The organism is Desulforhopalus singaporensis, from assembly GCF_900104445.1.
Taxonomy (GTDB): Bacteria; Desulfobacterota; Desulfobulbia; order Desulfobulbales; family Desulfocapsaceae; genus Desulforhopalus_A; species Desulforhopalus_A singaporensis.
On record NZ_FNJI01000006.1, the window covers coordinates 170,597 to 192,859 of the forward strand.

19 protein-coding genes and 1 pseudogene are annotated in these 22,263 nt (G+C 51.3%); 9 read left to right on the forward strand and 11 right to left on the reverse strand.

Annotated elements, in window-relative coordinates; all coding sequences use genetic code 11:
- Positions 1-96: 96 nt before the first annotated feature.
- The 7 genes from BLQ17_RS05905 to BLQ17_RS05935 all read right to left on the reverse strand — a co-directional run bounded on the left by BLQ17_RS05905 (position 97) and on the right by BLQ17_RS05935 (position 7,962).
- Positions 97-480 carry a response regulator gene (locus tag BLQ17_RS05905; RefSeq protein WP_092220753.1) on the reverse strand — a complete coding sequence of 128 codons (384 nt, stop codon included), beginning with the start codon at positions 478-480 and terminating at the stop codon, positions 97-99.
- A 46-nt stretch (positions 481-526) separates the two neighbouring features.
- Entirely contained in the window at positions 527-1,450 is a 924-nt protein-coding gene (locus tag BLQ17_RS05910) for a methylenetetrahydrofolate reductase (RefSeq protein WP_092220755.1), read from the reverse strand.
- Positions 1,447-2,115, reverse strand: coding sequence for a methylenetetrahydrofolate reductase C-terminal domain-containing protein (locus tag BLQ17_RS05915; RefSeq protein ID WP_092220757.1), 669 nt, complete (start codon positions 2,113-2,115; stop codon positions 1,447-1,449). The genes BLQ17_RS05910 and BLQ17_RS05915 overlap by 4 nt, the downstream gene beginning before the upstream one ends.
- 50 nt (positions 2,116-2,165) lie before the next feature.
- A complete protein-coding gene (locus tag BLQ17_RS05920) occupies positions 2,166-2,588 on the reverse strand; it encodes a hydrogenase iron-sulfur subunit (protein ID WP_092220758.1) in 423 nt (140 codons plus the stop codon).
- Positions 2,588-5,647 carry an FAD-dependent oxidoreductase gene (locus tag BLQ17_RS05925; protein WP_092220760.1) on the reverse strand — a complete coding sequence of 1,020 codons (3,060 nt, stop codon included), beginning with the start codon at positions 5,645-5,647 and terminating at the stop codon, positions 2,588-2,590. Before BLQ17_RS05925 ends, BLQ17_RS05920 begins: the two co-directional genes overlap by 1 nt.
- A gap of 87 nt (positions 5,648-5,734) precedes the next feature.
- Positions 5,735-6,607: a methylenetetrahydrofolate reductase gene (locus BLQ17_RS05930; protein WP_092220762.1), complete on the reverse strand. Its 873-nt coding sequence runs from the start codon at positions 6,605-6,607 to the stop codon at positions 5,735-5,737.
- Between the two features lie 32 nt (positions 6,608-6,639).
- Positions 6,640-7,962, reverse strand: a complete 1,323-nt coding sequence (locus tag BLQ17_RS05935; protein WP_092220764.1) for a (Fe-S)-binding protein — start codon at positions 7,960-7,962, stop codon at positions 6,640-6,642.
- A gap of 1,251 nt (positions 7,963-9,213) precedes the next feature.
- On the opposite strand from BLQ17_RS05935, the gene BLQ17_RS05940 reads away from it, so the two are divergent.
- Positions 9,214-10,056 carry an AAA family ATPase gene (locus BLQ17_RS05940; RefSeq protein ID WP_092220767.1) on the forward strand — a complete coding sequence of 281 codons (843 nt, stop codon included), beginning with the start codon at positions 9,214-9,216 and terminating at the stop codon, positions 10,054-10,056.
- A complete protein-coding gene (locus BLQ17_RS05945) occupies positions 10,056-11,249 on the forward strand; it encodes a vWA domain-containing protein (protein ID WP_092220769.1) in 1,194 nt (397 codons plus the stop codon). The genes BLQ17_RS05940 and BLQ17_RS05945 overlap by 1 nt, the downstream gene beginning before the upstream one ends.
- Here BLQ17_RS05945 and BLQ17_RS05950 read toward each other — a convergent pair.
- Positions 11,202-11,531, reverse strand: coding sequence for a GIY-YIG nuclease family protein (locus BLQ17_RS05950; protein ID WP_092220771.1), 330 nt, complete (start codon positions 11,529-11,531; stop codon positions 11,202-11,204). The two genes, BLQ17_RS05945 and BLQ17_RS05950, sit on opposite strands and share 48 nt — an antisense overlap.
- A 129-nt stretch (positions 11,532-11,660) precedes the next feature.
- On the opposite strand from BLQ17_RS05950, the pseudogene tatC reads away from it, so the two are divergent.
- From tatC to BLQ17_RS05970, 3 genes and pseudogenes are all read left to right on the forward strand, one after another.
- Positions 11,661-12,451 (forward strand): annotated as a pseudogene (gene tatC, locus BLQ17_RS05960) (twin-arginine translocase subunit TatC).
- A gap of 155 nt (positions 12,452-12,606) precedes the next feature.
- The gene (locus BLQ17_RS05965) at positions 12,607-13,878 is read left to right on the forward strand and encodes a class II fructose-bisphosphate aldolase (protein ID WP_092220777.1); all 1,272 of its coding nucleotides are present in this window, start codon (positions 12,607-12,609) and stop codon (positions 13,876-13,878) included.
- 141 nt (positions 13,879-14,019) lie between these two features.
- The gene (locus BLQ17_RS05970; protein WP_092220822.1) at positions 14,020-15,042 is read left to right on the forward strand and encodes an NAD-dependent epimerase; all 1,023 of its coding nucleotides are present in this window, start codon (positions 14,020-14,022) and stop codon (positions 15,040-15,042) included.
- Positions 15,043-15,110: 68 nt separating this feature from the next.
- On the opposite strand, the gene dxs is transcribed toward BLQ17_RS05970, so the two are convergent.
- The 3 genes from dxs to BLQ17_RS05985 all read right to left on the reverse strand — a co-directional run bounded on the left by dxs (position 15,111) and on the right by BLQ17_RS05985 (position 18,219).
- Positions 15,111-17,012: a 1-deoxy-D-xylulose-5-phosphate synthase gene (gene dxs / locus BLQ17_RS05975; protein WP_092220778.1), complete on the reverse strand. Its 1,902-nt coding sequence runs from the start codon at positions 17,010-17,012 to the stop codon at positions 15,111-15,113.
- A 90-nt stretch (positions 17,013-17,102) separates the two neighbouring features.
- On the reverse strand, positions 17,103-17,996 hold the full coding sequence (locus BLQ17_RS05980; protein ID WP_092220780.1) for a polyprenyl synthetase family protein: 894 nt from the start codon (positions 17,994-17,996) through the stop codon (positions 17,103-17,105).
- Positions 17,971-18,219 (reverse strand): exodeoxyribonuclease VII small subunit, encoded by a 249-nt coding sequence (locus BLQ17_RS05985; protein ID WP_092220782.1) that lies wholly within the window; start codon positions 18,217-18,219, stop codon positions 17,971-17,973. The genes BLQ17_RS05980 and BLQ17_RS05985 overlap by 26 nt, the downstream gene beginning before the upstream one ends.
- A gap of 393 nt (positions 18,220-18,612) precedes the next feature.
- Between BLQ17_RS05985 and xerA the strand changes: the two genes are divergently transcribed.
- From xerA to BLQ17_RS06005, 4 genes are all read left to right on the forward strand, one after another.
- Positions 18,613-19,518 carry a site-specific tyrosine recombinase/integron integrase gene (gene xerA / locus BLQ17_RS05990; RefSeq protein ID WP_092220785.1) on the forward strand — a complete coding sequence of 302 codons (906 nt, stop codon included), beginning with the start codon at positions 18,613-18,615 and terminating at the stop codon, positions 19,516-19,518.
- A gap of 76 nt (positions 19,519-19,594) precedes the next feature.
- Positions 19,595-20,125: an ATP-dependent protease subunit HslV gene (gene hslV, locus BLQ17_RS05995; protein ID WP_176761105.1), complete on the forward strand. Its 531-nt coding sequence runs from the start codon at positions 19,595-19,597 to the stop codon at positions 20,123-20,125.
- Positions 20,125-21,525, forward strand: coding sequence for an ATP-dependent protease ATPase subunit HslU (gene hslU, locus BLQ17_RS06000; RefSeq protein ID WP_092220787.1), 1,401 nt, complete (start codon positions 20,125-20,127; stop codon positions 21,523-21,525). The genes hslV and hslU overlap by 1 nt, the downstream gene beginning before the upstream one ends.
- Before the next feature lie 151 nt (positions 21,526-21,676).
- The gene (locus tag BLQ17_RS06005) at positions 21,677-22,261 is read left to right on the forward strand and encodes a zinc ribbon-containing (seleno)protein DG (RefSeq protein WP_143005446.1); all 585 of its coding nucleotides are present in this window, start codon (positions 21,677-21,679) and stop codon (positions 22,259-22,261) included.
- The last annotated feature ends 2 nt before the right edge of the window (positions 22,262-22,263 follow it).

Genomic DNA, 22,263 nt, shown 5'->3' on the forward strand with positions numbered 1-22,263 from the left:
TATGAGTTTTTTCAGTTATATCCAAAGGCTCTGTTTCAATTGAAGCTGTTTTTCTTCCGGGGCGAAACAGCGCCCCGGAAGAAAAAAAACAGAAGATTATAGGTTATCTTTTACAATCTCCATCAGTTTGTCAAGATCAATCGGCTTGGGAATGAAATCGTCGGCCAGAGTTGTCTTGCCACCCATATGGGTGTAGTTGGTTGTCTTGATAGCTTCCGTTACCGCGGTCAGAAGTACGATTACGATATCTTTGTACTCCTTGGAATTTTTCAATTCGTCGCACAGGGTGTAACCGTCTTTTCGCGGCATCATGACGTCGAGGATTATAAGATCCGGACGTTCTTCCTCTATCCGGTCCATCGCCTCGATCCCGTCATAGGCCTTGGCTACGCGAAAGTTTTCACTTTCCAGTTTCATGGAGACCATTTCCACGAGATCTGTATCGTCATCAACTACCAGAACAAGTTTACTGTCGCTCATGTTGTCTATCCTCCATCAGCTTACGGGTTGAAAACTTCTCTTTTATTTATACCTGAGGTCGAGGGAGAAGTCCTGCTCTTTCACAAATCTCTTTGACAATTTCTTCCCATTCGATGGCCATGATGTGGAATCCGGCGACACCTTCGATCTGTTTCAGCTTTTCAATGGTCTCAACACAGATGGTAACACCTTCTTCGGCCTGTTTCTCTTTCGGTACCGAGGCCATCCTTTCCACTATTTCCTTGGGCACATCCATACCCGGAACGCGGTTGGCCATGTATTTGGCAGCGCCAAGAGATTTTATCGGGGTAACCCCGGCGAGGATGTAGCACCTTTTATGCAGTCCTCTCTTGCAAACCCCTTCCATCCAGGTGGCGAATTTATCGACGTTGAAAATACATTGCGTCTGGATGAAGTCGGCCCCAGCTTCGATCTTCTTTTCAAGCCGCATGACACGGAGCTCGAAAGGATCGGCAAAGGGATTGGCGGCTGCGCCGATAAACATTTTGGGTGCACCCTTGAGCTCGGCACCGCCCTGGAATATCCCTTTATCCCGCATGTCCTTGACCATCTGGATCATCTGTATCGAATCGATGTCATGAACATTCATGGCGCTCGGATGATCTCCGAACTTGGTGTGGTCGCCGGAGAGGCAGAGCATATTGTCGATGCCAAGAGAGTAGGCGCCGATAATATCAGCCTGCATTGCCAGACGATTGCGGTCTCTTGAGGTCACCTGCAGAAGAGGGTTGAGGCCCTGCTGCTTGATGAGCACGGATGCGGCGAGGCTTGACATGCGAACCATTGCGGTCTGGTTGTCCGTGACGTTTATGGCGTCCACGATACCTTCAAGGTGCTTGGATTTTGCGATAACCTCTTCCGGTTTGGCACCTCGAGGCGGCCCACATTCGCCCGTCACTGCAAGATGTCCAGCTTTCAAAACTTTTTCTAATTTGCTTTCAGTTTTCATTCTGCCAAATCCTCTCTGATAATCTTTCTTGGGCCGCTGCCACCTGCTGGTCTCCAGTCTTTAGCCGGCATTATTTCCAAATATCTCTCAGTCTGTCCCAGGGCCTTGAGCCTGTCCCAGATGAGTTGCCAAGCGCAGTCAACGTCTTCGCTGATTTCGCAATGACCGGTAACGGACCCGCCGCAGGGGCCGTTCATCAGCTGTTTGGCACATCTGGCGATGGGACAGATGCCGCCCGTAGCTCCGAGGAGGCAGTTACCGCAGCCCTGGCACCTTTCGGCCCAGACTCCCTGGCGCTCGGAGGCTCCCATGAACTTGGTGTTGACTGCCGGGAAAACAGGTTTGTCCTTGTAGCGCATAGCGACTTGCTGCACGCCGCAGCCGCAAGCCATGGACATGACCGCGTCGGCACCGTCGATCATCTGTACCAGTTCCTCAACATATTCCGGATCACATTGTCTTTCCAGGGTGTGTTGCTGGATCTCTATGTTTTTGCCGTTTTTGAGCATTGCCATCTGCAGTCCTGAAGCAAGCAGGCCTACTTCTTTGCGTCCGCCGGCGGCACAGACCGTAACACACTCATTGCAGCCAAGCAGGAGTATACGCTTATAAGGCTTGATGTACTCAATGAGTTCTTCTAAAGGTTTTCGTTCAGCAGTGATCATGATGTTTCACTCTCCTTGTTAAATATCCCAAAAGGCTTAAAGCGCCCTGGTTATGCAGCCTGGGCAGCTTTTACGGGACTAGGACCCAGCGCCCTGATTTTTTCTGTCATCTGTGTCGCCACTTCGGCAAAACGATGTCCCATTCCTGCAGACATCGTGGTCATCTCAAGACGTTCGCTTTCAATCCCGATTTCCTCAAGGTACTTCTTGACGAAGTCGATTCTTCTGGCAGCCCGTTCGTTGCCGTTCTTGAAGTGGCAGTCACCCTCGAGACAGCCGGCGACATATACGCCGTCTGCACCTTTTTCAAAGGCTTTGACTATATGCAGCGCGTCAACCTTGCCGGAGCAGGGGACTCGAATGATCTTGACATTTGCGGGGTAGGGGAGACGTTGACTTCCCGCCATGTCTGCTGCGGTATAGGCGCAGTAGTGACAGCAGAAAGCTACGATTACCGGTTCAAAATTTTCCATTATGCAATTACCCTTTCAAATAGTTGTTCCACCTTAGCAAGGATCCTGTCATCCTCAAACTGCATCAGCTGGATGGCCTTGGCCGGACACTCGGAAGCGCATACACCACATCCATGACATTTCGCCGGATCGATCTCAGAGTATCCTTCCGCATTGATAAACGGAATGTCAAATGGACATGCCCTGACACAGACGAGACAAGCGGCACAGCGGGTTCCGTCAACCTTGGCTATACCGGCTCCGAGATTGATCTCGTCCCTGGCTAGCATGGTATGGGCCCTGGCCGAAACCGCATTGGCCTGAGTGATGCTTTCCCTGATAAGCTTCGGTGAATGTGCGGTTCCTGCAACAAAAAATCCAGGAACCGGCATGTCAACCGGTCGCAGTTTGACATGGTCTTCAAGGAAGTATCCGTCGGCTGTGCGCGGAAGCTTGAAGATCATCGAAAGTTCCTCGGTGGAATCAGTATCCGCTATGAGACCTGTGCTCAGGCTGAGGTTGTCTGCTGTGACACTTACATTCATTGAAAGAATGGAGTCGTAGTAGGTGACATTGACTTTGTCGCCCTCAGCTTCGACAACGGGTGGTCTGTCAGTGGTATACCTGACGAAAATGACACCTTTTTCTCGTGCCAGGCGGTAGTAATTTTCCTGGAACCCGTAGGTCCGCATGTCCCGGTAAAGGACGAAGACCCGTGCTTCGGGGTTTACATCGAGGATGGCCAGGGCGTTTTTCACCGCGTTCTGGCAGCAGATTCTGGAGCAGTTCGGGTTCTCTTGTGTCCTTGAACCGACACACTGGATCATGACAACATTTTCCCACTGTTTCACCTGATCCGGGTTATCGGCGATGAAACGCTGGGTTTCCAGCTGGGTGCGAACCACGGAGGACTCGTCGAGCAGGTACTGTTTCGGCCTGTTGGACAATGCACCGGTTGCGAGAATGGTGATGCCGTGTTCTATCTGGCGATAGAACATCTGCTTGCCGCTCTGCATACCAGTGGTGAACATTCCGGGCATCCCGGAGTGGTCTACAATAATGGCGCGGGTGAAAACCTGAATCTTTTCGTGGTTTTTAACGCGATCGACCATATCACCGACGAAGGCTTGGACATCGTTGCCTTCCAGGGTCTTTAACAGATTGTTGGCCATGCCGCCCAGTTTGTCGCTCTTTTCGGCAAGATAGATCTGGAATCCCTGGTCCGCAAGGTTAAGAGCGGCAGTCATGCCGGTAACCCCGCCGCCGACCACCAGCACGTTCTTGTTCATCGGCAGACTCTGTTCGGCAAGCGGCTGTGCCTTTACCACGGCTCCCACGGACATCTGTATGAGATCTTTGGCTTTTTCGGTCGCTTTTTCAGGGTTGTTGGGGTGTACCCAGGTTGCCTGATCGCGGATGTTGGCAATCTCGAGCAGGTACTTGTTGAGTTTAGCTTTCTGCAGAAGATCTTCGAACTTGGCCTGATGGGTCCTAGGGGAGCATCCGCCTATCACCACGCGGTTGAGCTGTTCTTCTTCGATGGTCTGGCGGATATTTTCCATGGAAATCCTGCTGCAGCCGTGTCCTTCAGCTTTTGCCACAGCCACGTAGGGAAGCTTGGCGGCGTGCTCGACCAGTGTGTTGACGTCGACTAGGCCTCCTATGTTTTCCCCGCAGTCGCAGATAAAAACACCTACCTTGGGTTCTTCCAGGGACACGTCCCGTTCAAGAAGCTCTTCCGCTGCCTCATCTTCGTCTTCGGCGACAACCGTCTCGGTTGCAGGGCCAAGTTCGGAAGCGGCCATGAACGCTGCGGCACTTGCCTGCACCATGGTTTCAGGGATGTCTTTCGGGCTCTCAAAGGTCCCGGCGACGTAGACACCTTTCTTGGAGGTCACAACCGGGTTGAAGCCGTCGGTTACCGGGAAGAAATTGTCGTTGAGCTCGAGGCCGAGTTTTGACGCCAGTTCCCTGGTTGCCTCGGAGGTTTTGAAACCGGTGGAGAGCACGACCATGTCGAATTTTTCCTGGAGCGGTTCGGTGGTATCCTCAAGGGTGTAATTCAACAGGAGGTCGGTCTCGCCTTCGGGCTGAAGAACAGAGTGCGGCCGCGAGCGTATGAACCGTACGCCATACTCATTTTTCGCCCGGTTCAGATAGAGTTCGTAATCTTTGCCGAAGGTTCGCATATCCATATAGAAGATTGTAGTCTCAATATCTTCCTGGAAGCGCTCCTTGGTGACGATGGCCTCCTTCAGGGCGAACATGCAGCAGGCGTTGGAACAGTAGCTCCCTGCGCCTTTTTGCAGCCCTCTTGAGCCGATACATTGGATCCACGCTACCTTTTTCGGCTGTTCACCGTTTGATGGCCGGACCAGTTTGCCGCCGGTGGGACCCGATGCAGAGAGAATTCTCTCGAATTCAAGGCTGGTTACCACGTCGGGAAGGTTGGCGTATCCGAGGTAGTCGAGATGGCTCGGATCAAAAAGCGAAGCGCCCGGGGAGAGGACCACCGATGCGCATTTTACCTCGCGGTTTATCGGCATATCATCCGGGTTTATCGCTCCGGCGGGGCATACCTTTACAAGTGCCTGTACGTCTTCGCACTTTTTAAGGTCGATCGAGAAAGCCTGGGGCGTAGCCTGCGGGTAGCGCATGCATGTAGGCGCACGGTGATCGAGTCCCGGGGTGAAGCGCACGCATTCGGGGAACGCACTGTAGCATTCGCCGCATCCGGTGCATTTGTCAAGGTTGATATATCTGGGAGCAGTTCGTAAAGAGGCAGTGAAGTTGCCCTTTTCGCCTGAAATGTTCTCGACACTGGTCATTGACATCAGTTCGATGTGCTCCTGGCGATTGCTCTCTGATAGATGTGGTGAGATGGTGCAAAGATCACAATTGTTGGTGGGAAAAGTTCTGTCGAGCTGGGTCATTAACCCACCGATGGTAAAATCGTTATCGACAAGAACGACGTCTTTTTCCGCTTCCGCTAAATCCAGAGCCGTTCGAATACCACCAAGACCACCACCGACAACAAGTATTTTGTTATTTGGGGTTTGGGTTTTATTTGAATTCTGCATTGTTACCTTTTTCTGTTACAGGTTTAGCAGGGTTTAACGAATTATTCGGTCAATCCTTTGCTGTTGAGCTTGAGGTTGAATGAATAATCAGATCCCGGCGACATCGAGGATTTCCGGCAGTTTATGCTCCCATCCGAGGGTTTGAATCACGACACCCTGCACCTTATCCTTTAAGGCGATGATATTTTCCCCGGCGATGGCAATACCTTCCTGCTCTCTATCAGAGGATTTACGGATTCGGCGAATCAGTTCATCGGTAATGTTTGCTCCAGGCTCACTGTTGGCTATGTATTGTGCTATTGCCAGCGACTTGAGCAAAAAGACGGTGGCGATAACCGGTACGCCGAGCGTCTTGATTTTTTCCAGGGCCGGCAGACATGATGCGATATCGAAAACCGGCGGAGTTATGATATATCTGGCGCCCGCTTCAATCTTTGCCCTGGCCTGCTCAAGAGCCTGGTTGAGCTCCTGGTCGGAACTAAAGGGTGCCAGGGTGCAGCCGATGGTGAAGTCGGGTGCTCCGTCCAGGTCAAACCCGCTCAGGTCCTTGCCTTTTTGCAAGGTCTTCAGGGCCTTAATCAGGTCAGTCTCGTTGAGATCGCTGACCGCTTGGGCATCGCTGTGGTCACTTTCGCTCATGTCAGCACTGTCGGCGACGATGATGTTCTGGATGCCAAGCACATGAGCTGCCAGGGCATCGCCCTGGAGCGCCATTCTGTTGCGGTCGCGGCAATACATGTGCATGATGGTTTCGACTCCCTGCTGCTGCAGCAGGACGCCGCCGGCAAGGGCGCTCATACGCATTATGCCGTTTTCCATATCCGGTACTATAACCGCGTCTATCCTTCCTTTCAGGCGCCGCGCATCGTTTATCAGTCTTGAGATATTGATGCCTTTCGGGGTGTGGATTTCAGCAAGAACCGCGAATTCATGCGACGCTAATCTTTTTTGAAAACTCATATGTTTCTTCCCTCCAAGTTAGAAGTGCCTGTTTAGTACAGCGCGGTTTCAGGGTGGAAAACGTCAACGTCCCTGAGGTCATCACCGAGGTAAGCCCTCTCGTTTGGTCCCAGAATACCTAAAGAGAGACAGATAAGTGTCCAGATATGGACAGTATTGTAATGCGCACCAAAATGATGCCCGATATCGTGCACCTGGGCATGGCAGTTATGACAGCCGGTTACCACGTAATCGGCCCCCGTTTCCATGATCTGGTTGAATTTAGTCTTACCGTATTGGCGACGCGCATCGGTAAAACCGGATTGGAGGAAACCGCCGCCGCCGCCGCAGCAGTAGTTGTTTGATTTATTGGGAGTCATCTCGATGACGTTGTCTTCACCGACACACGACTTGATGACAAACCTCAGATCGTCGGCGACCACGTCGCCTTCGCCCTTGCGGATAATCTGGCAGGGATCCTGGACGGTGAACTTGACCTTGCGATCCTTGTTCCAGTCAGAGTTGACTTTCAGTCTGCCTTCCCTTATCCATTTTGCGTAGTAGGTGTAGATTGAGGCAACTTCAAATTTGTGATCAATACCGAATTTTTTCAGTCCGGCCCGGACTGAGAATGTTATGTGTCCTCACTCCGTATTGAGAAAGACCTTGCACCCCAGCTCGTCCGCCTGGTTGGCGGAAACCCGGGTGACCCTTTCCCAGCATTGGTTGTCGGCAAGGAACAGGCAGTAGTTCTCCGCAGCCCATCCTTTGCTGCCGTAGGTCCAGTCTACTCCCGCTAAGTGAAGGATTTTCCATAGCGGTACCATCTCATCAGGTTCGGTAACCGGCTCTCGGGAATTCTGGTTAAGGAAAAAGAACGCACCCTCTTTGTCAACGGGTGCCTGCATATCCTTAAACTCGGGTTGAGATTCCTGGTATTCCGCAAGTACATCTTCCACGACAAACACGAAATCATCGGGGGCGGTGCCCATGGCGCTGTTGGAGTCGTTTCGCAGGGCCATATCACATGATTTCATGATGCCCGAAGGACGCTCCTCTCGTGGCCATTCGGCTCTGGCATTGAAAACGAGTTGAGGTATGTCGATCTTCATCGGACATACGTATATGCAGCGCTGACACATGGTACACATCCAGACCCATGGTGACTTCACCGCCTGTTCGTCCAGCCCCATACAGACCATGCGTAAAAACTTACGGGGATCCATATCCTCGAGGCCTGTAGCCGGGCAACCTGAGGCACAGGCACCGCAGGTAAGGCAGAGATTGAGATTTCCACCTTCCGGGACTATACCTTTGGCCTTGTCAAGAAATGTACTTTCTTTCTTGCCTTTAATTTTAATAGTGCTTTCTGACATTGGTGTTGTTCCTTTTTTCCTAACCAATTCCATAACTCGTGATCATGGCAGAGTGTATCCATGAACAACGTTTATTTATTGTGGTTTTTACGAATGAAAATACGCCGGTATGTTTTTTTTTCCTCCTTGTAAGCTTTTGTTGCAAGCGAGCAAGACAACCTTTGCTAGCCTTGGTTTATATTCTTAATCCTTCGACGGTGCAATACTGTTTTCGGCAGCAGACGAAACAACATTTCGAAAAAAATATGCGATTATTTCGTGTGCAACATTTATCGCTGGCACTAGCCGACTGAAATAAGGTGAAAAATGTCTGGATGGACTACAAAAAGGACAGACTGTATGATTCTCCGGCGCCCTGAGGTATGTTCCAGTAGAGGGATTGTGTTTTCCCGGGGCAAGCGCACTGAGTATACTGCTGCAAACGAGCTCGAAAACACCATTTGATATCATACAACTATCCGATAGTATTAACAAAAATCCGTTGCAGGAACGTGTCGTATTTAGAGAACTATACTGCTGCATTCCTTTTGACCTCAATCAATCGAATGAATCAGCCCCCGCCGATATACCGCTTCGGCTGATTTATGCCGTTTCTCCCCCACAACACTCCAGCAGGATTTTGAATCTACAAATAGGGAATTTAAATGTCAATCGGAATGCCCCTGAAATCGTCTACATTCGTGCAGAATACCGGTAAAAAAAAACCAGCCAGATAAGCTTTGTTGATGAAATGATCAATTATATCATATTGATATGTGATATTTGTTGGTGCTGGAAAAAGTGTTGAATCTCCGGAATATCTTGTATCAATAATATTTCAACTGCGCTCAAGTAATATTGAAAGTTGGTCGGTGCAGTTCATTCAACGTCCTGGAGAATATTCCACTATGTATAGATAAGCACCACTGCGCATATGGAAACAGTAACCGGGATGGCTGGGAATAGAAGACCATGGGGTGATCGCTGTATCCAATAATTGGAAAGTCCGCAAATTATTACCCGAGCCCAACATAGCGTCGTGATTTTACCAGATCCCCCGGCCCCGATATCTGTTCTCTGGAAAAGATGGGATGATAGTGTTATTTCGTTCTTCAAGAAAACGAGATAGTGTGCTATCTTGCACGTTAACGTAATGTGAAAAGAGCGTCTCCGCTGTGAAATGCTCCTGGTATGCGACAGGGGTCTGCCACGTCGTGGTGCCTGATGTCTGCGAAAACAACCAACTGCGGTACCAAGCAGTGAAGGAATCATATGGACCGAAATAGTTTTTCCGGATCGACTAAATATGTTCTTGACGAGGAACTGGCTAAAATCGTCAACATCTCCATGGTTCTTGAGATGCCGCTTCTGCTCAAAGGCGAACCCGGCACGGGCAAAACCATGCTGGCCCATGCAATTGCCGAAAGCCTGCGCATGGATCTGATAGTTTTAAATGTCAAATCGAGCATGAAGCTGATCGAGGCTCTTTATCAGTACGACACTCTTACCAGGCTCAACGACAGTCGGTTCGGTGATTCCACAAGAAACGTCGGAAATATAAATGAGTACATCAAGATGAGCAAGATCGGCCAGGCTTTTATGGCTAAGCACAGATGCGTGCTGCTCATTGATGAAATCGACAAGGCGGAGACCGAGTTTCAGGATGATATGCTCGATGTCCTCGATCAGATGCAGTTTGACATCATCGAGACCGATGATGTCGTAAAAGCCCGCCATCGGCCGGTGATAATCATTACCTCCAATGCCAAAAAGGATCTGTCGGATCCGTTTCTCGGGAGATGTAACTTCCATCATATCGCTTTCCCCGATCCGAAGATGATGAGAAACATAATAGACGTGCACTTTCCCGACATCGATAAGCGGCTGGCCGATCAAGCGATCAGGACTTTTTACGAACTGCGCTCAATAGATGAAATTGAAAAGAAGCCGGCGACAAGGGAACTTATCAATTGGCTGAGGGCGCTCAACGCCGACCCCGACTTTAGCGACGGAGCCCGGCTGCGCAAAGAAATTCCTTATCTCGGGGTGCTTTTCAAGAAGAGTGAGGATTACCAGAGATCTACCGAGCGATTGATGAAAAAACGGATCTTTTAATGTTTATCGATTTTTTCTATAAACTGAAGCAGGCTGGTATTCCGGTCAGCCCGACCTCTTTTCTGACGCTGCACAGGGCAATATCGTGCGATCTGGTTCGTTCGCTGGATGATTTCTATACCGCGGCAAGAGCGGTGCTGGTCAAAAGCGAGAAGTTCTTTGACCTCTACGACCAGGTGTTCAGCCATGTCTTCCAGGGGGCTGAGTTGCTGGATATAGATCGTGAAGCAATCGATCTTCTCGCCGCAAGCATGCTTGAAGAGTGGTTGAAAAACCCCAAGGAGCTGGCTGAGAGTCTTGGCCTGGACCAGGATAAGCTGTCGACCCTGTCGCCTGAAGAACTGCTTGAATATTTCAAACAGCGTCTCAAGGACCAGGAGGGTCGACATGACGGAGGGTCGAAATGGATCGGCACCGGCGGCACGTCCCCGGTGGGGCATTCCGGGTATCATCCGGGCGGACTGCGGGTCGGGGGGAGGTCGATGAGCAAATCGGCTCTTAAGGTGGCAGGCGAAAGACGGTATCGGGATTATTCCGCCCAAGGGCCGTTGACCCGGAGTTCCATGGCAGAGGCGCTGCGGAAACTGAAAAACCTTGTCCCCCGCGGGGCCAAGGACCAGCTCAATGTCGATGCCACCATCTATCAGACAATGCGTAACGGCGGGGAGATTGAGCTGGTTTTTGAAAGAAGCGTTGTCGATCGCCTCAAGGTTATCCTGGCAATAGACAACGGCGGCTGGTCCATGGAGCCCCACGTCGAGCTGGTGCAGACTCTTTTCAGCCATTCGAAATCACAGTTCAAGGATCTGAAAACATATTTTTTTCACAACACCATTTATGATCTGTTGTGGGAAGATCCCGCACGATACCAAAAGCCGGTATCCGTCAAGGATTTCTATAAAAGAGATCCGGAGACCAGGTTTATCGTCGTCGGCGATGCGTCAATGGCGCCATACGAGCTTATGTCCACCGACGGTTCCATATACGCGTTCGAGCGAAGCGGCAAGCCGTCGGTGGAACAGCTCAAATTCATTAATCAATATTTTCCGCATTCGGTATGGCTCAATCCTGTTCCCAAAAGCCACTGGCCCTACACCCATACCACCAGGGTTATCGGCTCGATATTCCCGATGTTTGAGCTTTCCCTAGACGGTCTCGATAAGGCGGTGAATCATCTCATGGCAAGAAGTTGAAAAACTTTCAATGAGTTTCTGCTTGGCCGGAGCCGTCATCTTCTTGATTGCGGCTTCCCGTCTGGACGCATTGCTTCTGCTCGATGTCTGTTCTATGTATACCAGGTTGGCAGGTCTTCGGGATCTGGTATACCGGGCACCTCTGGTGCCGGAGTTGTGCTCCGCCAGTCGGCGCGCCGGATCGGTGGTAATACCCGTATAGAGGCTGTTGTCCCGGCAACGGAGGATATATATGTACCAGACCCGGGAAACGCGGGTCCGGTCGGCGGATAGGCTGTCCATTGTTTGCTTGGCGGCGAGAAAAGTGTTTCACTACCTGCTGATACCTTGCTAAAATTGATCGTTGATGGTATCAAGGTCTTCGACTGAGAAAAAGCAGTATATCATGAACATCACAAAAGATTAAGCGATATGACCTCACAGGCTGAAAACCAAAATTTTGAGAAACAGGCGCTAACGGAACACCTGCGGGAGCTCCGTTCCTGCCTCATTGTTTCGTGTGCAGCTGTTTTTATCGGCTTCTGCATCAGTTACGGTTTTATCAAACCGATCGGGGTGTGGTTTTTCAAGCCTCTTACGGAGGTTCTGCCTGAGAACACTTCGCTTATCTTCACATCTTACCAGGAAGGGTTTTTTTTTATCTAAAATTGGCGCTTGTCTGTGGTCTGCTGATAAGCTCCCCGGTCATCTTTTCCCAGATCTGGAGATTCGTCGCTCCCGGGCTCTACGCCCATGAAAAGAGAATCCTGGTTCCCTTCACCCTGCTTTCGACCTGCTGTTTCCTGGGGGGGGCCGCATTTGGGTATTTCATTGTTTTCCCGCCCGCCTTCAAGTTCCTGGTGGGCTATAATAATGAATTTCTTACCTCTCTGCCGGCGGTGAGCGAATATTTTACCCTGGCGATACGATTGTTGCTTGCCTTCGGCGTAATTTTCGAGATGCCATTGTTCATGGTTTTTCTGGCCAAAATAGGTGTCGTTGATGTAAGTTTTTTAAATCGTAATCGAAAATATGCTATCCTTATCAATTTTATTGTTGCCGCAATACTCACTCCTACTCCCGACGTGGTCAATCAGATGATGATGGGAGTGCCGCTGATGGTGCTTTATGAGGTGAGTGTGGTGGCGGTATATTTTTTTGGCCGCAAGAGCTTTTCCGGATTCGACGACAACACGTCGTCGTCCCATCAGATGGAAAAATGATTTGAACCTGCGTCTTTCATAGATTTTGGCGGGTGTGACCACGTTGGAGTGTTGCTTGACAACATAATGAAATAAGCTAATAACCAAGATAATAAGTGATATCCGGGCGTAACGGATTGCTGTACAAAATTATTAAGATTATCCGGAGGTGACCTATGGCATATGATGCGGAATTTGAAAAATTGATTCAAACCGGGCGTCCACCAAATATAGTAAAGAAATTTCCCAACTCCAAAGCACTGATCGTCAGCGGAAAGGTCGTCGACAGGGCGCTGGCCCAAAAAGGCGGTGCGATGACCATTGCGGCAAATGGCCGCAGCAGCCTGGTCATCAGGGGAGCGCTGCTTGCCGCGCAGCGTGCCGATGCGGCCATAATAATTGAAATTGCAAAGTCTGAGAGCACATATTGCCCGATAAATTTCTACAATATTGCGCTGCAGGTAGATGCGGCATGCAATGAACTTGGCATAACGGTCCCGGTCGCAATCCACGCCGACCACTACGGCATAAAATCAGAGGATGACATCTCTTTTGCCAGGATGGAGATTCCTTCCATGTTCGATGCCGGAATTACCTCGATAGCTGTGGACGCCTCCCATATGCCGGATGACAAAAATCTGCTGGCCAATATCGAGCTCAGCGAGTTCATCCCGCGTTGGGCCGGGCTTGAAACCGAAGTAGGGGAGATAAAAGGTGAGCAGGGGCTGTCGACAGTAGATGACGCCTCCTTTCTGATAAGAGGACTCAACGCTCACGGCGTGTTTGCCGATTGGATAGCACTCAACAACGGCTCGACCCACGGACTTGAGGCGAGCGGGGCCGGTATTCAGGTAGAGTTGACGGCAGAGATACATCAGCACCTCCAGCGGTACAATATTTCAGGAGCCCAGCACGGAACGTCGGGCAACAATTCTGAAAAACTGCGGCTGATCGCCAGCAAGACCAAAACCACCAAAGCCAACGTGGCAACGGCGCTGCAGATGATCAGCTGGGGTCTCGAGGTGAACGATGACGGCAACGCTTCGCAGGACCCCGAAGGAAACTTCATCAAGCTGGCCGGTGAAGGCGTAGCCGAAAAAACCTGGCAAAAAATGACGGATTTTGCCAGGGAAAAAGGTTGGAGCGGCGGCAATTACAAGAAACTGAATCTCCCTTTTGAAAATCTTATTTTGGCCCAGGACGCGCAAGTCAGAAAAAGAATGGCAGGCCGGGTCGAAGATTTTGTCTATCATCTGCTAACCGAGGTTTTTAACGCTTCGGGTACCGGGACCATAGCAAGAGAGATGCTCGCCGCGGCGGGAACTTATGATCTTGGTGCAAAATCTGAAAGAATTGAGGACCCGGCCCAATGGACCAGGGATAAGATTATCGAAAGGGCAAAGACTCTGGATGTCGACAAGGGGCCCCAGGGAGATTTTGATGATTAACACCCGGTGTACCGGCCCGGTGGCATAAATCAGCTAAAAGTCGGCATGGCTCGGCAACCGCCGCCGGTTGGTGAGCCAGTCGACAGTAACAGGAAAAAAGAACCACGGACAAGTGGCGATTTCCCGGAAAAGGCAAGTGCAATGCAGGAACTAAAGAAAATTCTTATCACAGGCGGCGCCGGTTTTATCGGCGCACACCTGGCCAGGAAACTGATCGACTCCGGCGCTGAGGTTGTGGCAATGGACAATCTTAACGATTATTACGATTCACAGTTGAAAAAAGACCGGATGGAGGCTCTCGCCGCCGGGGAAAATTTTACCCATGTCAATATCGATCTGGCGGACCGTGAAGCGGTTGCCGGTCTTTTTTCCGAGTATGGGTTTGATGTGGTCGTAAACCTGGCGGCCCAGGCCGGGGTGCGCCATTCCCTGATTGATCCGGGATCGTATATTGACACTAACCTGGTCGGTTTCGGCAACATTCTCGAAGGGTGCCGGCATACGGGAGTGAAACACCTGGTCTATGCATCGTCGAGCTCTGTTTACGGAGCCAATACCAGGATGCCGTTTTCCGTTCATGACAACGTTGATCATCCCGTCTCTCTTTACGCCGCATCCAAGAAAGCCAACGAGCTGATGGCCCATACCTACAGTCATCTCTTTTCCCTGCCCACCACCGGCCTGAGGTTCTTCACAGTCTACGGTCCCTGGGGCAGACCGGATATGGCACTTTTCCTGTTCACCAGGGCCATTCTGGAAAACCGGCCTATCGACGTGTTCAACCACGGCAACATGGAAAGAGATTTCACCTATATAGACGACATAGTAGAAGGCGTCTGTCGGGTCATCCACAAGATTCCCCAGGGCAGTTCGCAATGGAGCGGCGATGCGCCTGATCCCGCCTCTTCCTACTGTCCCTACCGGGTCTACAATATCGGCAATAACAATAAGGAAAAACTGCTTCGTTATATAGAGGTGCTGGAAGAGTGTCTTGGTAAAAAGGCGCAGAAGAATTTTATGCCGATGCAGCCGGGGGATGTGCCGGCGACCTATGCCAACGTCGACGACCTGGTAAAAGATTTCGGCTACAAACCCGCCACCACCCTGGAGTACGGCATCGCAAAATTCGTGCAATGGTATAAAGAATATTACCAGGTGGTGTGAGCCAGCGGCGCAGGTACTTACAGCACCGGCCCATCCAGACGGACGGCCGGTGCTCACGGATGTGCGGGTTAAACGGAGCCTATAAGCTGGATTGCCGCATGGACTATTGACGCTTCGTTAATCCCGCTGTTTTTCCAGAGAATCTTCTGGGGCCCATGTTCAACAAAATTGTCGGGGTGGCCCAGCAGGCTCGTCTTTACCGAACTGAGACCGCTGGAACTGAGCAGCTCGAGAACATGGCTGCCGAATCCGCCCTGGCGGCTGTTGTCCTCTATGGTGATTACGCGGCCGGTCCTTTCCGCCCACTCGAGTATCAGACCACCATCCAGCGGCTTGATGAAGCGCGGATTGATTACGGCTGCGTCGATACCGAGCCTGTCCAGTCCTTCTGCCGCTTCAAGTGCCGTGTATACGCGGTTGCCGACCGGCAGCAGGAGGATGTCGGTACCTTCTCTGAGCAGTTCTCCCTTTCCTATGGCAAGTTTTTTGAGATTGCCCGTCAACTCCGTTCCTTCTCCAGCGCCGCGCGGGTATCTCACGGCGGCCGGGCCGTCGTAATAGATCGCCGTATAAAGCATATGCTGCAGCTCCTGTTCATCCTTGGGGGCCATCAGCACCATATTGGGAATAAAGCGCAGAAAGGAGAGGTCAAACACTCCATGGTGGGTCGGGCCGTCATCGCCAACAACCCCCGCCCTGTCAATTGCCAGGGTCACGGACAGATTGGGAATGCACACATCGTGGATGATCTGGTCCATCGCTCTTTGAAAAAAAGAGGAATAGACGGCAACCACCGGTCGCAGCCCCTCAGATGCAAGACCTGCGGCAAAGGTGACCGCGTGCTGTTCGGCAATACCTACATCAACAAAGCGGTCAGGAAACTTTTGCGAAAATTCCACCAGCCCCGTTCCCGAAGCCATGGCGGCGGTTATGGCGACTATTTTACTGTCTCTTTCCGCAATTTCGGTCAGGGTGTTGCCAAAGACCTCGGTATAGGTTGTCGATTTTTTGGAGTTAAGCGACAGCCCGGTCTTGATATCGAAGGGACCGACCCCGTGGAAAATATCCGGGTTTTTCTCCGCCGGTTCGTACCCTCGGCCTTTCTGGGTGAGAACGTGTATGAGCATTGGCCCCTGCGAGGTGTCCCGAACGGTTTCCAGGGTTTCCAAGAGTTCTTCGAGGTTGTGCCCGTCCACCGGCCCGATGTAGTTGAATTTAAAAGCTTCAAAGAGCATTCCCGGGGTGAAGAAACTTTTGAAGCTTTCCTCACTTTTACGCAGGATATTGAGAATATTCTCGCCAACATCGTAAATGCTCAGCTTCTCGACGAGATGGGCCTTGACCCGGCTCATGGTCTTTCCCGACAGCTTTCTGCTGAGAAAATTCGACAAAGCTCCTACGTTGGGTGAGATTGACATCTCGTTGTCGTTTAAGATGACAATGAGATCCTTGTCCAGGTGGCCGGCATGATTAAGGGCCTCAAAAGCCATCCCGGCGGTCATCGAGCCGTCACCTATTACCGCTATGGCTTTTTGCTTGCAGTTCTTCAGGTTTTTCGCCAGCGTGATTCCGGAGGCGGCTGAGATCGAAGTCGAGCTGTGTCCCGTCCCGAATGCGTCATATTTTGATTCGCTGAACTTGGGAAACCCGCTCATTCCCCGATATTGTCTCAGGGTCGAAAACTCTTCTCTTCGGCCGGTGAGCAGTTTGTGGGCGTATGACTGGTGTCCTACATCCCAGATCAGTCTGTCTCTGGGGGTATCGAAAACGTAATGTAATGCAATGGTCAGTTCCACAACACCAAGGCTGGGAGCAAGGTGACCCCCGGTTCGGGATACGGTCCCGACTATGGTGTCACGAAGATCCTTGGCCAGTATCTCCAGCTCGGCAACGGTGAAATCACGTATATCGGCGGGGGATTCAATCTGGTCCAAAAGTGTCTTTGATGCTGCAGGCTGTAATGTCGACATAAATACTTTAACTAAAACAAAAAACAGGAAAATTACTTTTTTGACGGACGGCCGTCGTGTTCAGCTGCACCGAAAAAACATCCGCCGACCTCAGTAGCTCCTGGTAAAGATATACTCAGCCAGCGACCTCAGAGGGTCCGCTCGGTGATCGAACTCCTCAAGTGCCTGAACGGCCCTGTCCGTTGCCTCTTTGGCCTTGACACGGGTCTGTTCAATTCCGAAATAGGCAGGATAGGTTGCTTTGCCGCGGGATGCATCGGCCCCTGCCGCCTTGCCGAGCTGTTCGGTGGTCGAGGTCTCATCGAGAAGATCGTCGACAATCTGGAACGCCAGACCAATATTGTCGCCAAAGGTTTTCAGTTGTTGCAGCTGTCTGTTGGATGCGCCGGCGCCCAGCGCTCCCACCTCCACGGAACAGGTTATCAGGGCACCTGTTTTGTGGCGGTGAATGGTCTGCAGGGTGGAAAACGGATACTCGCTGTTTTCGGTGGCGATGTCAAGCGCCTGTCCCCCGACCATCCCCAGCGGCCCGGAGGCCGTTGCAATTTTTTTGATGATGGCCAGCCTGGTTTCAGCAGGGATATTCCCCTGGGTGGTGTCGCTCAGCAGGTCAAACGCCCAAGTGAGCAGGCCGTCGCCGGCAAGTATTGCCGCCGCTTCGCCAAAAATGGTATGATTTGTCGGTTTTCCACGGCGGAGGTCGTCATCGTCCATGGCCGGCAGGTCATCGTGGATTAGGGAATAGGTGTGTATGCACTCAAGGGCACAGGCCACAGGGAGCAGGTCAGCCTGCTGGTCTGCCACCCCCACCGCCTCGGCGGCGGCAAGGCAGAGGATGGGACGAACCCGCTTTCCGCCCACAAACAGGCTGTAGCGCATTGCCTCGATATGGTCTGCAAAAGGCCCCTCCGGTGTGAGCATCATCTCCTGAAGAGCCTGATCGACTATTTGTTTTCTTTCACTCAGATAGGTCTTGATTTCCACTTTCTTGTCCGTCAAAAGGTACTGTTTCTGTTTTTCCGTTTTTTTCAAGCAACAACTCCACCTTGGCTTTGGCTTCCTCCAGCTGTCTGCTGCAGAATGTGGCTAGCTGAATTCCCTCGTCAAATTTCTTCAGGCTGTTTTCAAGGCTCAGTTGTCCGTCTTCAAGCTCTTCGGTGATCTGCTCCAGTTTGGCAAGGGCCGATTCAAAAGTTTTTTTCGCCATATTAACAAATATTTTTATTTGATGTATCGTGCTCCGGGTTGGGACAAACCATAGCTCAAGCTGCTTTTTACCGGTAAAAGGGTGTTGCTTCAAGCAACTATTCACGATAGAACAGAAATCACATGAACTCCCGGCAGCTCCGATGCACTGATCGTCTGTTATGACCTGAAACGTACGATGAGACCCAATAATAAGTACAGTTAGTCTATCTGAAAACCTTCGGCGAGGTTTTATTTTTCCCGGGAGGAAACGTCCCTCACCACTCTAATCACGAACAGCATAGTATATATTCTCAAATGGTCAAGAAGTCGAGGGGAAATAAAAGAGTCTGGTGGTTCGTTTTTGTCCGGAACAGAAAAGCAGCAGTGTCAATCATAACAGAGTTTGCGTAACATGATAAAAACAATAGAAAAATTCGTAAAATGGCTGGAGACGGAAAAAGGGTATTCCATCCATACAGTCAACGGTTACAGAAGCGATATCGAGGGGTTCTGTGCCCATCTTGGCACTATCTGCAGCCCCTCGGAAATCAGCGCCGTGCAGATACGCAGCTTTATTGCAAGCCTCCATGGGCAATGCTCGGCGACGACCGTGGCGAGAAAGTTGTCGGCGCTGCGGACTTTTTTCCGCTTCTGCCTGCAACGAAAAATTGTCAAGCATGACCCTCTGACTGCGGTGTCCGGACCAAAGACAGGGCAATACATCCCCGTGTTTCTGACCGTCGATGAAACCTTTGCCCTGCTTGATACGCCAAATGAAACCGACCGTTTTATGTTTCGCGACAGGGCGATTCTCGAACTGCTCTATTCAACCGGGATACGTGTTTCCGAGTTGGTTTCAAGAAATGTTGAAGATCTTGATTTTGGAGAGGAAGTGCTTACGGTACGGGGCAAAGGAAACAAGGAGAGGCTGGTGCCGGTTGGCAGGCCCGCCATGGAAGCGGTAAGGATCTGGTTGCCCCAGAGGATGCAGCTGATCAAGGCGCGCGCCGGGCGCGGCAGACAGGCCGACGACAAACCGATGTTCGTCAATACCCGGGGGAGCAGGCTGACGTCAAGGAGTGTTGAGAGAATAGTAAAAAGCTACGGTGAACGGGCAGGGATTACCCAGATTGTAACACCTCACGCTTTACGGCACTCGTTTGCCACTCACCTGCTTGAGATGGGTGCGGACCTGCGGTCGGTGCAGGAGTTGTTGGGACATGTCAGTCTCTCAACAACGCAGCGCTATACTCATCTGACTCTGGATCACCTGGCGGATGTGTATGACAAGGCTCATCCTCTATCGAAAAAAATGTGACAATAAAAGTAAAGACGAACCGGGTTACACCGGTTTTCGTCTTTTGCAGCCGACTAATCTTATACAGAAAATAATAATGAAAATACGATCGACAACAATTCTCGCGGTACGGCACAAAGGTGAGATTGCCATAGGAGGCGACGGACAGGTGTCGCTTGGCAACACGGTAATGAAGCATCAGGCACGCAAGGTAAGACGAATTTACAAGGACCAGGTCATAACCGGATTTGCCGGTGCGACTGCCGATGCTTTTACCCTCTTTGACAAATTGGAGCATAAGCTGGAGGAGTATAAGGGAAACCTGATGCGTGCATCTGTAGAGCTGGCAAAGGAGTGGAGAACAGACAAGTATCTGCGCCGCCTTGAAGCGATGCTGATTGCCGTCGACAAAAACCACTCCCTGCTTTTGTCAGGGACCGGTGATGTGATAGAGCCCGACGACGGCATCCTGGCAATCGGTTCAGGCGGACCCTATGCCCAGGCCGCAGCCCAGGCTCTGATTGAGCACAGCACTCTCGGTGCCGAAGAGATCTGCACAACGGCTCTGAATATTGCCGGCAACATTTGTGTGTATACGAACAATCAAATTATTGTAGAGAAAATATAATGTCTGACCAGTCTTTTACTCCGAAGGAAACCCTTGCAGCGCTGGATAAATTTATCGTTGGTCAAGCGGATGCCAAGCGTTCGGTGGCCATAGCTCTTCGCAACCGGTGGCGGAGAAAGCAGGTGCCGTCTCCTCTGCGCGAAGAAATTGCTCCGAAAAATATAATCATGATCGGTCCCACCGGGGTCGGTAAAACCGAAATAGCACGACGGCTGGCGGCGCTTGCCCAGTCACCCTTCATCAAGGTTGAGGCTTCGAAATTTACAGAAGTCGGATATGTGGGCAGGGATGTGGAGTCGATGATCCGGGATCTGGTCGAGCTTGCGATCAATATGGTGAAGCAGGAAGAGAAAAATCGTATTCAGGGGATCGCTGAAGCAAATGCTGAAGATCGGATCCTTGATCTGCTGCTTCCGCCCGGTCCGGACAAGAGACCGGCAATGGGACCTGAGGGTAACAGTTCGTTCACCATCGAAAGGCCGGATCTGCCGGTTGCCCAGGAACGACCACAGGAAAGTTCCACCAGGGAGAAGCTGCGGAAGCTGCTGCAGGACGGAAAACTTGACGACAGGGAGCTGGAGGTCGAGATCAGTGAGTCGAAGTCAACCCCGATGATTGAAATAATGACCACATCCGGGATGGAGGATATGCAGTCAAGTCTGCAGGATGCTTTCAGCAAATTCTTCCCCAAGGGCAAGAAGCCGCGGAAGATGAAAATTCCCGAGGCAATGAGCGCGGTCACCCAGGAGGAGATGGAGCGACTGGTCGATATGGACAAGGTAGTAAAAGAAGCGCTCAAGCGTACCGAACAGTCCGGGATCGTTTTTCTCGACGAGATCGACAAGATCGCCTCCCGAGGCGGCGGGAGTCACGGTCCGGAAGTTTCACGGGAAGGGGTGCAGCGGGATCTGCTGCCGATTGTCGAGGGGACGACCGTTAATACCAAATACGGCATGGTGAAAACCGATCATATCCTGTTTATCGCCTCCGGAGCTTTTCATCTGGCCAAACCTTCCGATCTCATCCCAGAGCTGCAGGGAAGATTTCCGATACGGGTAGAGCTGCACTCCCTTGGTAAAGATGAGTTCGTGCGTATTCTTACCGAACCGGAAAATGCCCTGATCAAGCAGTATGTTGCCCTAATGAGAACTGAAGATGTTGAACTTGAGTTCGAACCGGAAGCGGTTGAGGAAATTGCCGCTATCGCAGTGGAGGTGAATGAAAAGACCGAAGAGATTGGGGCCAGAAGGCTGCATACGGTAATGGAGCGTATGCTCGACGTGCTCTCGTTTGAAGCTCCTGAGCGAAGAGGCGAAAAATTTGTGGTAACCGCCGACTATGTCCGGGGTCAGCTTTCGGAGATCGTGAAAGATCAGGATCTGAGCCGTTATATTCTCTGAGCAGGATGAAGATAAAAAGTCGTCGGGGCAGTGATCAAAAGAATTGTCCAACATTTTTCCGGCCGGGCCGGCTGGTGCTGCAACAGATTGTTTTGTTCCGCCCAGCCTGCACCGGTAGAACGATGCCGGGTGTTTCTGGAGCAATATGTTTTTGAAATTTTTTAAAAAGAAAAATAAGACAGCGGTTGTAAAAGAGCGGGGTCGTGCAATCGCCGGCTCGCTGGATCCGGCGATGAATTACTGTCCTTCATGTGAGTGTGAATTCCGGGCGGAAATTTTCCGTTGCCCCTCCTGTGACGTGGAACTGGTCAAGGGAAGTGAGAAAATTGCCGAGCAGAGAAGAGTCCTGCATGAAAATGGGGCAAGGACCATGGCGATCGGCCCTCTTGATGAACTGGTCAATATCAAGAAGGGGGGGCTGAGGGATGTCAAGGAACTGCGGGCGGTCCTGGCGAAAAACAGGATCCCGGCAGTTATCGCCGCAGATGAGTCAGGGTGCGCCAAAAGATGTTGTGGGCCGGAAATGCTTCTGCAGGTAAAAAAGGACGATCTGGCGGCGGCAAATAGAGTGCTGACGGAAAATTTCGTAAAAACTACAGCCCTTGATCTTCAGGATCTTGAGCATGCCGCCGCCATATTCGACCCCGGTGCGGAAGAAACCGTCTGTCCGGCATGCGGATGCCGTTTTCCTCCCGCTGCTGGCAGCTGTCCCGAATGCGGCCTCTGTTTCGAGTGAAC

Bases quoted from the DNA above. Each gene is read 5' to 3' on its own strand.
- BLQ17_RS05905 (WP_092220753.1), bottom strand. From the start codon at position 480: ATGAGCGACAGTAAACTTGTTCTGGTAGTTGATGACGATACAGATCTC.
- BLQ17_RS05910 (WP_092220755.1), bottom strand. From the start codon at position 1,450: ATGAAAACTGAAAGCAAATTAGAAAAAGTTTTGAAAGCTGGACATCTT.
- BLQ17_RS05915 (WP_092220757.1), bottom strand. From the start codon at position 2,115: ATGATCACTGCTGAACGAAAACCTTTAGAAGAACTCATTGAGTACATC.
- BLQ17_RS05920 (WP_092220758.1), bottom strand. From the start codon at position 2,588: ATGGAAAATTTTGAACCGGTAATCGTAGCTTTCTGCTGTCACTACTGC.
- BLQ17_RS05925 (WP_092220760.1), bottom strand. From the start codon at position 5,647: ATGCAGAATTCAAATAAAACCCAAACCCCAAATAACAAAATACTTGTT.
- BLQ17_RS05930 (WP_092220762.1), bottom strand. From the start codon at position 6,607: ATGAGTTTTCAAAAAAGATTAGCGTCGCATGAATTCGCGGTTCTTGCT.
- BLQ17_RS05940 (WP_092220767.1), top strand. From the start codon at position 9,214: ATGGACCGAAATAGTTTTTCCGGATCGACTAAATATGTTCTTGACGAG.
- BLQ17_RS05945 (WP_092220769.1), top strand. From the start codon at position 10,056: ATGTTTATCGATTTTTTCTATAAACTGAAGCAGGCTGGTATTCCGGTC.
- BLQ17_RS05950 (WP_092220771.1), bottom strand. From the start codon at position 11,531: ATGGACAGCCTATCCGCCGACCGGACCCGCGTTTCCCGGGTCTGGTAC.
- BLQ17_RS05965 (WP_092220777.1), top strand. From the start codon at position 12,607: ATGGCATATGATGCGGAATTTGAAAAATTGATTCAAACCGGGCGTCCA.
- BLQ17_RS05970 (WP_092220822.1), top strand. From the start codon at position 14,020: ATGCAGGAACTAAAGAAAATTCTTATCACAGGCGGCGCCGGTTTTATC.
- dxs (WP_092220778.1), bottom strand. From the start codon at position 17,012: ATGTCGACATTACAGCCTGCAGCATCAAAGACACTTTTGGACCAGATT.
- BLQ17_RS05985 (WP_092220782.1), bottom strand. From the start codon at position 18,219: ATGGCGAAAAAAACTTTTGAATCGGCCCTTGCCAAACTGGAGCAGATC.
- xerA (WP_092220785.1), top strand. From the start codon at position 18,613: ATGATAAAAACAATAGAAAAATTCGTAAAATGGCTGGAGACGGAAAAA.
- hslV (WP_176761105.1), top strand. From the start codon at position 19,595: ATGAAAATACGATCGACAACAATTCTCGCGGTACGGCACAAAGGTGAG.
- hslU (WP_092220787.1), top strand. From the start codon at position 20,125: ATGTCTGACCAGTCTTTTACTCCGAAGGAAACCCTTGCAGCGCTGGAT.